Origin of the sequence: Lederbergia galactosidilytica (assembly GCF_017873565.1) — a bacterium.
Classification (GTDB): domain Bacteria; phylum Bacillota; class Bacilli; order Bacillales; family Bacillaceae_C; genus Lederbergia; species Lederbergia galactosidilytica.
The window spans coordinates 316,382-330,200 of the sequence record NZ_JAGGKH010000002.1 but is presented as its reverse complement, the minus strand read 5'-3'; the positions used below and the strand labels follow the sequence as shown (position 1 = coordinate 330,200).

At 37.8% G+C, this 13,819-nt stretch carries 9 protein-coding genes and 1 pseudogene; 9 read left to right on the top strand and 1 reads right to left on the bottom strand.

The window, feature by feature from the left end:
• Window positions 1–137 precede the first annotated feature (137 nt).
• From coxB to J2Z23_RS03410, 7 genes and pseudogenes are all read left to right on the top strand, one after another.
• Window positions 138–1,214 (top strand): cytochrome c oxidase subunit II, encoded by a 1,077-nt coding sequence (gene coxB, locus J2Z23_RS03440; protein ID WP_209973194.1) that lies wholly within the window; start codon window positions 138–140, stop codon window positions 1,212–1,214.
• Between the two features lie 30 nt (window positions 1,215–1,244).
• Entirely contained in the window at window positions 1,245–3,113 is a 1,869-nt protein-coding gene (gene ctaD, locus J2Z23_RS03435) for a cytochrome c oxidase subunit I (RefSeq protein WP_064467869.1), read from the top strand.
• A complete protein-coding gene (locus tag J2Z23_RS03430; RefSeq protein WP_057985773.1) occupies window positions 3,113–3,739 on the top strand; it encodes a cytochrome (ubi)quinol oxidase subunit III in 627 nt (208 codons plus the stop codon). Before ctaD ends, J2Z23_RS03430 begins: the two co-directional genes overlap by 1 nt.
• 5 nt (window positions 3,740–3,744) lie before the next feature.
• Complete coding sequence (gene ctaF / locus J2Z23_RS03425; protein ID WP_057985775.1) at window positions 3,745–4,077, top strand: cytochrome c oxidase subunit IVB; 333 nt, start codon at window positions 3,745–3,747, stop codon at window positions 4,075–4,077.
• Between the two features lie 137 nt (window positions 4,078–4,214).
• On the top strand, window positions 4,215–5,141 hold the full coding sequence (gene ctaG / locus J2Z23_RS03420; RefSeq protein WP_338018407.1) for a cytochrome c oxidase assembly factor CtaG: 927 nt from the start codon (window positions 4,215–4,217) through the stop codon (window positions 5,139–5,141).
• Between the two features lie 307 nt (window positions 5,142–5,448).
• Window positions 5,449–6,708, top strand: a pseudogene (locus tag J2Z23_RS03415) (transposase).
• 1,060 nt (window positions 6,709–7,768) lie between these two features.
• A complete protein-coding gene (locus J2Z23_RS03410) occupies window positions 7,769–11,275 on the top strand; it encodes a hypothetical protein (RefSeq protein ID WP_209973190.1) in 3,507 nt (1,168 codons plus the stop codon).
• Between the two features lie 232 nt (window positions 11,276–11,507).
• Here J2Z23_RS03410 and J2Z23_RS03405 read toward each other — a convergent pair whose 3' ends face one another.
• Window positions 11,508–11,867, bottom strand: coding sequence for a YugN family protein (locus tag J2Z23_RS03405; protein ID WP_057985781.1), 360 nt, complete (start codon window positions 11,865–11,867; stop codon window positions 11,508–11,510).
• 293 nt (window positions 11,868–12,160) lie between these two features.
• Here J2Z23_RS03405 and J2Z23_RS03400 point away from each other — a divergent pair, with 293 nt between their 5' ends.
• Both J2Z23_RS03400 and ylbD read left to right on the top strand, forming a co-directional pair.
• Window positions 12,161–13,258, top strand: coding sequence for a CAP domain-containing protein (locus J2Z23_RS03400; protein ID WP_238482580.1), 1,098 nt, complete (start codon window positions 12,161–12,163; stop codon window positions 13,256–13,258).
• A gap of 148 nt (window positions 13,259–13,406) precedes the next feature.
• Window positions 13,407–13,817, top strand: a complete 411-nt coding sequence (gene ylbD, locus J2Z23_RS03395) for a YlbD family protein (protein WP_057985783.1) — start codon at window positions 13,407–13,409, stop codon at window positions 13,815–13,817.
• The last annotated feature ends 2 nt before the right edge of the window (window positions 13,818–13,819 follow it).

Below are 13,819 nucleotides of genomic sequence, written 5' to 3'. Positions count from 1 at the left end.
ACTGAGAAAAGAAAAAATATACTTTATTAGAAGTTTTATTACTAGGGAATTCTTTCTTATTTCATAAGAAATCCATATAGTTTAAGGCATGTCTACAGCTGCCAAGACATTTTACGAAAGAGGGGTTTGATTACGTTATGAAAAAATGGCTGCGAAAATGGCGTCTCGCTTCAGTTCTAGCGGTGTTGGCGCTTGTCCTATCGGGATGTGGCGAGCCGTTTCTCTCTGCTTTAAAACCAGCTGGAGAAGTGGCAAAACAGCAATATGACCTAATTTTATTTAGTTTAGGTATCATGACCTTAGTCATCATTGTCGTAGTGGTGTTATTTACTATTGCAGTGGTCCGTTTTCGAAGGAAAAATGATAAAGAAATACCTAAACAAGTTGAAGGTAGTCACTTATTAGAAATCATTTGGACCGTTATTCCAATCATTATTATTTTGGTTCTTGCTGTTCCTACAGTTGCTGCTACATTTTCACAAGGTGATGTATCAGCAATGGATAAGAAGGACGAGGATGGAAATCGAGAGAATCTCGTGGTCAATGTACGGGCTCACTTATATTGGTGGGAGTTCGAATATGAAGATTTAGGCATTTTAACTAGTCAAGACTTAGTAATTCCAACAGATCAAAAAGTGTATTTTAATGTTGAATCTGCTGATATCAAGCACTCCTTCTGGATTCCACCACTAGGCGGAAAGCTAGATGCTAACCCAGAAAACGTCAATAAGTTTTTCTTAAGTGTTGACCAAGATAAAGCAGACGATGTAAACAATATTTTCTATGGAAAATGTGCGGAGCTTTGTGGTCCTTCACATGCTTACATGGACTTTAAAGTTAAAGCTATTCCACAGGATGAATTTGATCAGTGGGTTGCAGATATGCAAAATGCTGAAGAACCGGTTCCAACCTCTGAATTAGCTCAAAAAGGGGAAGAAGTTTTCAATCAGAGCTGTATTTCATGTCATGCGGTAACACCTAGCAATGACAAACCTAAAACAGCGAGAACTGCACCGAACTTAGCTGATTTCGGAAACAGAGAAACAGTTGCTGGGATTTTGGAGCATAATGAAGAAAACTTGAAAGAATGGATAAAGGATCCAGAACAATTTAAGCCAGGAAACAAAATGACTGGTGCTTATCCAGATCTGAAAGATGATGAATTAGATGCATTAGCAGCTTATTTGATGGAATTAAAGGTTAGTAATGAATAAACAGTCCCAAGTATTTAAGGAGGTTAAATTGTGAGTACAATTGCTCAAAAGCGCGGCTTCGGTGCCACTCTTTGGGACTACATGACAACGGTAGACCATAAAAAGATTGGTATTCTGTATATCGCGGGTGGAGGTTTTTTCTTCCTCTTAGGTGGTATTGAAGCTTTAATTATACGGATTCAACTTGCTTTGCCAAACAATGGTTTTGTAAGTGCTCAAGTATTTAACGAAGTTATGACAATGCATGGAACGACCATGATCTTCCTTGCGGCCATGCCGATATTGATTGGATTAATGAACTTGATTATGCCCCTCCAGATAGGGGCGCGCGACGTGGCTTTTCCCTTTCTAAATGCATTAGGTTTTTGGTTATTTTTCCTTGGGGGACTTTTGCTTAACACCTCATGGTTTTTAGGAGGAGCCCCAGATGCAGGGTGGACCTCTTATGCATCTTTAGCGATTAATTCACCTCATCATGGTGTTGATTTTTATGTAACTGGTATACAAATTTCCGGTTTTGGGACGTTGATGGGTGGAATTAACTTTCTGGTCACCATTATAAATATGCGTGCACCAGGCATGACTTATATGAGAATGCCAATGTTTACTTGGACAACATTTGTTGTGTCAGCATTGATTTTGTTTGCATTTCCCCCGTTAACAGTGGCATTATTTTTACTAACATTTGATCGCTTATTTGACGCAAAATTTTTTGAAGTGGCAATGGGTGGAAACACGATTATTTGGGAGCATTTCTTCTGGATATTTGGACACCCGGAAGTATATATCTTAATATTACCGTCATTCGGGATTTTCTCTGAAATTTTCGCGACTTTTTCGAGAAAAAGATTATTTGGATATTCTTCCATGGTTTTTGCAACAGTATTAATTGGATTTTTCGGTTTCATGGTTTGGGCTCACCATATGTTTACAGTTGGGTTAGGGAACATCGCTAACGCAATTTTTGCAGTAGCCTCCATGGCAATCGGGGTACCGACTGGTATTAAGATCTTTAACTGGATTTTTACGATGTGGGGCGGGAGTGTGAAATTCACAACGCCAATGCTATATGCGGCTGCCTTTATTCCATCATTTGTTATGGGTGGGGTAACAGGAATCATGGTTGCTGTAGCGCCAGCGGATTACCAGTTCCATGACACTTATTTTGTTGTAGCGCACTTTCACTACGTAATTGTTGGTGGAGTTGTATTAGCTATTTTAGCAGCTGTTCATTTCTATTGGCCAAAAATGTTTGGAACGATGCTTAATGAAACTTTAGGTAAGATTGAATTCGTTCTATTCGTTGTTGGTTTCCATTTAACTTTCTTTATCCAACATTTCCTTGGTTTAATGGGAATGCCAAGAAGAATCGCTACATTCTTACCTGACCAAGGTTTGGATTTGGGGAACTTGATTAGTTCGATTGGAGCAGCGTTTATGGCTGTTGCTGTCCTAATTTTGCTTTACAATATTATTTCTACACAAGTTAAAAATGTTCGTGTTGGCAATGATCCATGGGGCGATGGCCGAACTTTGGAATGGTCATTACCATCACCACCGCCATTTTACAATTTTAAACAATTGCCATTAGTACGTGGTATTGACACATTCTGGATTGAAAAGATGGAAGGAAAGAAAGAAGTGACACCGGCTGAACCTATAAATGACATTCATATGCCGAACGGCTCAATTTTTCCATTCTTTATTTCCCTAGGGTTTATGATTGCTTCTTATGGAGCTATCTTCCGCAATGACCACGGCTGGGGAGATCCTGTATTAATTATCGGTCTGATTGTAGCTTTTGGTTCTATGCTACTTAGATCCTTGAAAGATGATCATGGCTTCCATATACCAAAATCGGAGCTAGTAGATGAAAAGGATAAGGGGGTAAAGGCATAATGCATGTTGAAGAGCAATTTACACCCAAAACATGGCCTGAGTCACCCGAAAGAGCAACTCTGGAAGGGAAAAATAAGTTTTTGGGCTTCTGGTTCTTTCTTGGGGGCGAAACAGTTTTATTCGCCTCTCTCTTTGCAACATACTTGGCTTTGAAAGATAAAGTACCAAGTAAGGATAGCATTATATCTACGGATATCTTTGATTTAAAATTAGCATTTATTATGACGATGCTACTTTTAACAAGTTCGATTACAAGTGTTTATGCGATTTACCATATGAAAAATTTCCACTTTAAAAAGATGCAGGCGTGGTTATTGATAACCGTACTCTTAGGGCTTGCGTTCTTAGGTTGTGAGATTTATGAATTCTGGCATTATACCCATGAATATGGCTTCGGGTTCACAACGAGCGCATTTAGTTCAGCATTTTATACGCTTGTAGGTTTCCATGGTGGCCACGTAATATTTGGGCTTGGATGGATTATTGCACTTATGGTGAGGAATGCTAATAGAGGGTTAAGTTTGTATAATGCCCCGAAGTTTTATCTAGCAAGTTTGTATTGGCACTTTATTGACGTGGTATGGGTATTTATCTTCACTGTCGTATATCTAATGGGGATGGTGTGATATAAATGGGAAACGAACAATTAAATTCACAAGATCTTGAGACGAAATATGAGTATAGAAGAAAAAGAAATGCGGAAGAAATGCGTCATCAAGTTATTTCTTTTGCGATTTCCATCTTCTTAACACTTTGTGCGTTTGGCGCTGTTGCAGCTGGATTTGATAAATGGTTTATTATCCCATTTATCTTATTACTTGCATTAGTTCAGGTGATATTTCAACTTTATTATTTCATGCATATGAGTCAGAAAGGGCATGAGGCTCCACAGTTATTTATCTATGGTGGAGTAATCATTGGATTTGCCACGATCCTAGCATTTCTAACAATTGTGTGGTGGTAATACGAGCGGAAGCATATATAGTAAAAAGCCAGCCCAAATGGGGTGGCTTTTTACTTTGTCATCAATATGTCAATTGGATACGTTGAACTTAGCTTTTTATAAAAGTATAATAAAGGTAATATCAGTACTCTAGAGAGGTGAAGAGCGTGCCTTTAAGTATTTTTGGGTTCCGCGCATTATGGAGTCCCTATTTTATGATTTTTATTCTTTTAATTATCGCCAGTTATTTCTATATCACGATTAAACTAAGAGGCAATGCTCCTGACCGAGAAGCACTAAAGCCAAAACAAGCAATATTGTTTGTTATTGCCATGACGCTTGTATATGTGACAAAAGGTTCTCCTGTCGATTTAATGGCTCATATTATGTTTACTTTTCATATGTTTCAAATGGCATTTTTATATTTGGTTATACCACCTATCCTAATTGTCTCCGTTCCAAATTGGGTGTGGAAAGAGCTTATTCACAATAAGTGGTTCCATCCTATTTTCAAGTTTATGACAAAGCCTTTAATTGCTTTACTAGTGTTTAATGGTATATTCTCTATTTACCATATTCCAGTAGTAATGGATGCCGTTAAAATGAATGTCTTTATCCATGCTGGTTATACAATTCTACTCTTCGTTCTAGCATTGTTCTTATGGTGGCCATTAACGAATAAACTTGAAGAAAAATACCAAATCCACGGTTTGAAAAAAGTGGGGTATATTCTAGCAGATGGTATTTTACTTTTACCTGCATGTGGGATGATAATATTTGCTCCTACTGCTATGTATGCAACTTACACAGATGGAGAAATGTGGTTAAGAGCAATGGAACTATGTGTACCTAGTGCCACATTATCTGGTCTCTCAGGAAGTGGCCTTAGTCCTGAGTTGTTTACGAATGTCGCTCCGAAAATAGACCAACAACTTGGTGGTGTACTAATGAAAGTCATCCAAGAGATCGTACTTGGTTATATGCTTGTGAAAGTATTTTTTGCATGGTATGAGAAAGAGAAGTTGGAAGGCGAAAAGATTAATGAGGCTGCTCTATTACAACATCGCCCCAAACACGCCGATTAAAATACAATGGATTCTTCATATCATATCCTTCAGGCCTGTAGAGTAAAAAAAGGTTACTAAAGCCGAAAAGCCAATTTCACTGATAAAATGGGAGAATTTGTTCCACAACGATCTCCTTTTGCATGTAAAGGCCCACTCAAAGGAGTGGGCCTTTCAGACTGTAGCCAAACACCATGAATTTGGTGTTTGGCTACAGTCTTTTTTCTTTTAAAATAGAGATTAAGCTAGAAAGGTTGATTTCCGCTGCGAGCGGACGCTTTCCGCTCCAATCAACGGTGTTTCCTATTAACTGAATGAGATGATGGACATGATGACGAAGAATCAAATTAATGAACGCGAACAGCTGGAAATGCTGACAATAGAGCAGTTGGTTCCTCAAGACCATCTGGTGCGCAAACTGGATGCGGCTATTGATTTCTCCTTTATACCCATTAGTCGAAGATCTTTACTCAACCATTGGGAGACCCAGCATTTACCCTGTTGTACTGATCAAGATGACATTCATTCAGTATACCTGCGGCATCCGTTCCATGCGCCAGACAATCAAGGAAATTGAAACAAATGTGGCATATCGCTGGTTCCTTGGCTTTGGCTTTCATACAGAGGTTCCACGTTCGGAAAAAACTATGTGCGTTGATTTGCAGATACGGACCTATTCGAGCAGATCTTCTATAAAGTTCTAAACGGGGTGGCAAACCGCGGGATTCTCAGCCCCGACCATGTCTTTATTGATTCGACCCATGTGAAAGCCAGCGCGAATAAAAGGAAGTTTGAGAAGGAAGAGTACAAGGGGAGTAAGGAGTCGACAACAACCCGAAAAGTGGTTATTACGTTAAAGATTGACGAACAAAGCAGTTCGCTTATTCTTTTCACGCTGCCACGGATGAAAAGGGATTTGTACTTGCAAATATCGTCACACCAGGGAATGTCCACGACAGCAATAGGCTTGAACCATTAGTCCAGAAAATCATCGGCGAAGTAGGACGTCCAGTCGTCGTTGCCACTGATGCAGCATACAAAACGCAGCCATTGCCAACTACCTTTTAGAGAAACAGATCCTGCCTGCACTTCCGTACAAACGACCAATGACAAAGAAAGGCTTCTTCAGAAAACATGAGTATGTCTATGACGAGCATTTCGACTGCTATCTCTGTCCGGAAGGACAGGTCCTTACCTATCGAACAACCACGAAGGAAGGATACGCCAGTATGCTTCAACTCCTTCTATTTGTGCCGGGTGTCCAGTGATCAGCCAATGCACAGAAAGTAAGAATCACCAAAAGATGATTCAACGTCATATCTGGCAAGATTACTTGGATGTAACTGAAGGCTTGCGTCACAATCATGAAATCAAAGAAATATACGGGAAGCGTAAAGAGACGATTGAGTGTGTCTCTGCCGATGCAAAAGAAAGGCATGGCAGGCGATGGACAACCCTCAGGGGACTTTAAAAAATGTCCATGCTTTTTGCTGCCTTAAACCTTAAGGAGCTGACCAGCTGGACATGGGGACGCCAAACATGGCGTATTAGAAACCATAAGCAGAGCATTTATGGCTCTTTTTCATAGAATGATCCTGTATGAATAGCAAAAGGGTTGGAAATCATTTTGATTTCCAACCCTTTTGTCTACACTCTCAAAGGTCCACTTAAAGGAGTGGGCCTTTCTTTTTAATTAAGATCAATTGGCGAAACTGTACGGTCGACGATCTGAGCAAATTTAACTTTCATTGGGTATTTTTTTCCGAATCTAGGAGAAGGTCGGTCTCAATGAGCCTGCTCCTTTCTATCTTGACTTCCGCATCAATAATTCCGATTGGGTTATCAATCGATACACGAACATTTTTCCTCCCATTCATGAAAAATTCAATTCCAAAACACCTTCATGTTCTTACCTCACTTTCTAACTGAGTTGAAAGTCAACTCTTACTCCCCAATGTGTACGTATCATTCTTTCAACCTGCCAGAGGAGCTGGGTAGGTAAAGAGCCGATCGCTTTAGCCAGTTTCATAAAGCTAATCAGCAGAAGCCTGAGGCCGAATGCGATTAACTGTTTTGCTTTAAAGACAGGTTATTCTCCTCTTACAATCCATAATTAAAAACAAGCTTTAATTTCGTATTTTCACCCCCTTCATCTTCTATATAGGTAGAAAAAGAAAAGCACATTGGAATATAAATTCAGAAAAAACCCTTTGATTACCTAAAAAATTCTATACCTCGAAATTATAAGAAAGGAGCTTACCGCCAATTATTTAGGGATAAATGAAAAATCTAGCAGGGTTTATGGTAAAATGAAGGCGTTGTTATAACATAGTTAGACAATTATCAGGGGGATAATGGCAAAAATTAGCGATAACCAAAGCACTTTATAACAATTCGGAGATGAGATGATTTCGGCAATTGTCTTCATTAAGAAATATCAAATATCATAAGGTTTGCCAAGCTTAACAGCTATTTTATTTCACACATCTTAGAAGAATTTCGAATGGATGGTCTCTTCAAAGTTTGCAATGATAAGATGGATACATTTTCTAAGGTGTAGATGGTCTTTTGTTATGAGATGTACCATATATTATCAATCATGATGGCTATCGTTATATACATAGTATTAGTAAAAAGGGGGGAGAAGGATGGATGAAATTTCAAGATCAACGAGAGAGAGCATTGTGAAAGAGGAAATAAAGCAATTATACAAACAGGGATTTATCACCGAGGAAGAGTTTCACCGCTTTATGCAGACCTATCACCAGTACCGTATGCAGCGGATAAAAGAAATTGCTCAACAATTGCGGGAACAAGAGGGACCGGATGTTATCCAGGAATCACAGCCAGCTGATTCATCCAATGAATTAATCGAATCGCCTGCTATAAAAACAGAACAGGCCATTTCATTAACACAAAAATCTGTTGAAGAGACGAAAGCAAAGCAGGCAAAACCCAAGAAGTCGCCTGAACAAATTCGGGAACGAAATATCACTTGGTTATTGGTTGTTGGTGTTGTATTTTTATTAATCAGTGGTTTAGTAGTAGCAACAACTTCGTGGGATCAAATGGGAGCCCTTATGAAAGTCCTTACATTACTAGGTGTTTCTTTATTTTTCCTTGGATTAAGTATCATTTCTAGTAAATTTTTAAAGATTGATAAAACGGCTTTTGCATTCCTAGCATTAGGAAGTTTATTGCTTCCTATCGGAATATTAGCGATTGGTTATTTTGGTTTATTCGGTTCATACTTAACAATTGGTGGCGAGGGCAGGTATGTCTTAGGGATGATGTGTACATTGATTCCACTCCCGTTATATATGAGAAATGCGATGGCCGATCGATCTAGGTTGTTTGTCTGGATTTTCTTTCTATTCTTGTCCTTTTTTGTTGGCTTTATGTTTGCAGCTATTCAAGTACCAAGAGATCTTTTTTATTTACTTATTATGATTTATAATGCAGGTTTATTATATGTCTATCATCGCTATCACCGCCAACAGCAGCCCAAAATCTTGTTATTTTTAAAAGAATTACCAGCTTATGCGCAATTGAATATGATTGTTTCTACATTACTGATGCTAGTGATTTTTGAACAAGAACTATTCTATAGCTTTAATGTCTTATTGACTGCGGTTCTCTATATGGCCATGGTATTCGTCTATAATACAAAAGCCTACCAGTTTGTTTTTATAGCTTTGTTTGCATATGGTGTGTTTCAATTCACAGAATACTCTTGGCTACAGTCTATTGATGTTTTTGTATATGCCTTATTAGGTGCTGGATATTTAGCCTTTGCCTATATCATGAGGAAGGATACATTTATCGAGAAGGTATTCCACTATACTGCAGGTATTATTTCTTTTTTTGCTTTTATATATATCAGTTTTCAAGGTCTGATGATAAGAGCAGGATCAGACTCTTGGACAATGTTGCTGGCTTATTTCGTCATAGCCGGAACCTATATTTATCTTTCCAATATCACGAATAGGCAGGTATTCCGCTGGTTAGCTCCAGTATTTCTAGTTAGTATTGGCACACAGTTATGGAATGTAGCAATTGAGCCTTATTTTATTATAAGTTGGTATTTTTTTCTGTTTATCTATGCAGCGCTTCTGTTTTTTATGATTGGTTACAGGAGACTAGGAAAGTATATTCAAGCAATTGGAATAAGTACGTATTATGTCAGTGCAGGAGTTATGTTATTCTCTTTGCTTTATGGATTGCTATTAGAGGAATTTATCGAATTAGCAGTGATGTTGGTTTTATTAGGAGTCCTATGCTTGCTTGTATCGACTTCCTCAAAGGTTATCGAAAAGCAAGTGGCAGAATGGCTTCATGCGATTAGTTGGATTCTAGCTCTTTTTCTAATTTATCCTGAGTTAGTAGAGCATCTTCCAGCTTATCAAGAGCGTTTGGACATACCCTTTCATGTTGCTGTATCGTCTATTGTTTTATTAGCAGTATGCAAAATTTGGGATCGTATGAATAGACCTGGTTTAGCGCAGGCCGCCTTCTATATTGGTCAAGTCGGCTATAATATAGCTGTTTTACTAGCGGTATTTTATTACTTTAACGATGGACAGTTGATTCAATCGCTCATCTTTTTTATTGGTATCGGCTTGGCATATTGGCTAATACAACGCTCTCATTTACAGCAGCTATGGAGCCTTGTCTCTGTTCTTACACTGTTTTTCTATATGTCTTTGTATCATTTCTTTCCAATTGATTCGATGGAAGGCTATGCTTGGTATATGATATTTGCTCCTGTTCTCTTATTAGTAGTTGACTGGTATGGAGGAAAGTATATTAAGGAGTTAAAACCATATTACTTCTGGCTGGCTCATATTACGCTTATTGGGATAATGCTGTTCTTTTGTATCGATTCGATCTTTAATCATTCGATTCATCCAGTTATCCTATTTATTGCACTTGCTATTTATTTATACAGTGCGTTTGTGAAGAAAAAAGAGTGGCAGATTAAGTTGCTTTTATTTGCGGCCATGTCGATGATCCCATGGCTGATCATGATGCATATTCTTTATTATAATATCATCTCTCAGTTACCAATTGAATATGCAGCGATTATAGCCAGTATCCTATTCTTTAGTGTATGGTGGTTTGCTCCATCTGTCTGGAAGAAAAGAATGGAATGGTATATGATTCCATTCATTCATGTAAATCTGCTTATAACGGTAACGACCTTATCCATTGAAACGGTTGTTACAATTATCATCTTGATCGGTTGGATGGTATTAAGTCTTTATTTACTACATGTTCGGAAATGGTTGCTTTTCAGTCTAGTCCCTGTTACTGCTTCCATTATAATGTGGATTCGGCAAGAATGGATCACAGAAACAGATCATCTCATGGTTGTGAGTGTTCTCTTCTTCATCATATTAATAGCGGCTGGGAGATTCTTGTTTACAAGTCTTTATACGGAAGTGGAGAACAAGGTGACAAAAGTCGATTGGTATACGGTTGGAGCCCTCTTTTACGTAGCCTTTGCGTTTAGCCTTTCATTGGCAGTAGACAATGTTTGGCTACGGGTAATTCCATTTCTTATGATCGCATGTTGGTTATACTTACAAATCAATCGTCTCGAAAAAGGCATAGAGAAGAAGATTTATATTACCTTATCAGGTATTTCTTTATTACCTGCTTACTATTTAGTGTTATCAGAATATCTGGATCTTGTTACTCCGCTTTTACATGCCGAACTTCGGGCATTGCCTATTCTAATCTTGGCGATTTTATTGGCCACACGAACATGGAAAGATAAAAAGCAAGTTATGAATCACGTCCAAACCGTTATTCTTGTAATTATTACGGTTTATCTCATTCATGATGCGATTCAGAGCAATACGATTTGGGATGCACTCATTATTGGAACCCTCTCGTTAGCGGCTTTCTTATTAGGTATGAAGTTTCAAATCAAATCTTATTTCTTTGTCGGTCTGGGGACATTGCTGTTTAATGTTATGTATCAAACAAGACCTTACTGGGGGAATATGCCATGGTGGGGTTACCTATTGATTGTTGGGTTGCTACTGATTACGATTGCTAGTTATAATGAGTGGCAGAAACAGCGAAAATCAGAGGGAAAACTTGGGCGGTTCATGAAAAAAATAATTGCTCGATTGAAAGAATGGAATTAATAAGGGATTAATCCCATAGAAAGGCTATGGCTAAATGGTCATAGCCTTAGCCAACTTATAAGAGAAATATGGTTTCGGGTATCACCCCTGCCTGCAAGAGATGAAGTTAGATTATAACGTAAGGGATGTATTATCGCGCTCAGCGCTCAACTCAATTTTTCTATTTTATACAAAAAAGAACATGAAGATAGTGTAACGCATCTCCATGTTCCTTTTCTATTTTTATGCCGCATCAATCAGAAAATACGGATAGATCTTTATAAATCTTTTCCAGCATTTGTTGGCATTGGTTCACGAGGTGATCAGGAAAATATTCATCTTCTCCATATTCTACGCCATGAGGATAATAGTGTTTACCTAGAATTGGAGTCATAAGTTGAATATAAGCGTCGTGGGCGCCAACATCACCTTGGGTTGCATAGCCCTGAACCCGTAAATAGTATGTACCTTCACGAATTTGAAATTTGTGATCATAAGTAACACGTTCATAATCCCATTGTCCAGCTCTTATCATAGAGTTCGCTTCCATTACTTCATCTAATCGATTTAAGTCCATATGTAATGTTTCAATACTAGTATTTTCAAATTTCATGGTAATGGCCTCCTTTGTGATCAATAATGTATCATTCGATTTTTAACATAAAAGAATCATTTATTCCTCTTATATAATAGTCGAAAAATCTGGAACTTGCAATGTTATGGGTTTGTTGTATGAAGAGGAAAGTGAAAAGATGACAACTTTTAGGCGAATTATTAACTAGTTGTAAAGGAAATTTGATTGTAATGTAATAAACCATGAAAATCCAGCTGTTCTATGTATATTCATTTTCTTTGAGTAGAAAACAATGTTAGAATGGAATCATTATATACATAACATAATGAAAAATGAAAAGGGACAGATCGCTTTTAAAGAAAGGAGGGCCAAGGCTGCGTACTTTTGTTCGAATTTGTATTATTACGCCGATTATATTTATACTTATGATTTTTTCCCATTCTACTGATGAAAATAGTCATGAACCTTTAAAAGATCAGAATTCCGCCAAACCTCCTAAAATTGATTATTTTATAAATGGGGACAGCATGGAGGAAACGACTCGTCCTCAAGAAGGACTATCCGTTTATATCGGAAAAGACAGCCAGGCAATTATAGATGATTACGGAAAACCAGAAAGAATTGAACCATCTGCCTATGGGTATGATTGGTGGATTTATAAAGGTTTTAGTGGGACCTATATGCAGGTAGGTGTCACTAAGGAAAAAATTGTTACGATTTATGCGATCGGAAATCAATTGAATGTTGCGCCTTATACAATTGGCCAGCCTATCGAGGATGTTTTTCGGTCAACTATTTTAGAAACTGAAATTACAGTTTCTACTGATGATGGAACTTATCGGTTTGAATTATCGGAGGAGGATTTATATATTCGACCCCTTGTCCCTCTAGGAGAGATTTTTGCTCAACTAGCCATTGATAAATTTACAGGGACGCTATCTAGTATTCGCTTTTTAGATAAAAAAACGCTTATTACTCAAAAACCATATGAGTTGGTTTATAACGGAAACCTCATAAAGCCAGATGAATTAAAAAGAGATGATTGGGACGCTATCGAAGAGGGAAGTAAAAAGCAGGTATTTGATATAACAAATATTATTAGAGAACGTTTTGATTTATATCCTTTAGAATGGGATGAAACGGTGTCTACAGTAGCATACGAACATAGTAAAGATATGAAAAATCAAGAATATTTTTCCCATGATTCACCTGAATTTGGTTCACTTGCTGAAAGACTTGATGTGAACGGAATTGATTATAATGCAGCAGCAGAAAATATAGCTAAGGATTATATAGATGGTCCCGCTGTTGTTGAAGGCTGGCTTAATTCCGATGACCATAGAAAGACTCTCTTGGATGATAAATATACAAATTTAGGTGTAGGCGTTTATCAAAGATATTACACACAAAATTTCATTGAGATGGAATAAAAATATATGGTTTTGACCATAAGCTTGTGCATTCACCATGTTTCTAATCGCCCCTTATGACTTGCTCGAAGCTCTCTCTTTTACTCACTTTTTTGGGGGGCAAACATAATCTATATATAGGACGATTGTATAGGCGAGGTGAATGATAATGGATAAAGAGCTCCATCCCTCTGTAAAGGAATTTAAAAATTTTATACAACAACATCCTCATTTAATTAAGGCAGTTCGCCAAGAAGAATACACTTGGCAGGAGTTATTTGAGGATTGGTATTTACTTGGTGAAGATGATCCTAGATGGAAAAATGAAGGTACAAGTAAAACGGAAAATAATGAAAAAAAAGAGGAAGATAGTAAATTATCTATAGGTCAAATTACAAAAATCTTAAAGAATATGGATGGCAACCAATTACAGCAGCATATTCAACAACTAAGTCAGGCGATTGGTGCGGTTCAAGGGGTGTTAACTCAATTCAGTCAATCAAGTGGTCAGAATGGGGCACAATCTTCAGGTGCACAACAGGCAAAGTCCAATAATCCTTTTTCTTTTAGAAAAGATTAGGG

Bases quoted from the DNA above. Each gene is read 5' to 3' on its own strand.
- J2Z23_RS03405 (WP_057985781.1), bottom strand. From the start codon at position 11,867: ATGAAATTTGAAAATACTAGTATTGAAACATTACATATGGACTTAAAT.
- J2Z23_RS03400 (WP_238482580.1), top strand. From the start codon at position 12,161: ATGAAAAGGGACAGATCGCTTTTAAAGAAAGGAGGGCCAAGGCTGCGT.
- J2Z23_RS03430 (WP_057985773.1), top strand. From the start codon at position 3,113: ATGCATGTTGAAGAGCAATTTACACCCAAAACATGGCCTGAGTCACCC.
- ctaF (WP_057985775.1), top strand. From the start codon at position 3,745: ATGGGAAACGAACAATTAAATTCACAAGATCTTGAGACGAAATATGAG.
- coxB (WP_209973194.1), top strand. From the start codon at position 138: ATGAAAAAATGGCTGCGAAAATGGCGTCTCGCTTCAGTTCTAGCGGTG.
- ylbD (WP_057985783.1), top strand. From the start codon at position 13,407: ATGGATAAAGAGCTCCATCCCTCTGTAAAGGAATTTAAAAATTTTATA.
- J2Z23_RS03410 (WP_209973190.1), top strand. From the start codon at position 7,769: ATGGATGAAATTTCAAGATCAACGAGAGAGAGCATTGTGAAAGAGGAA.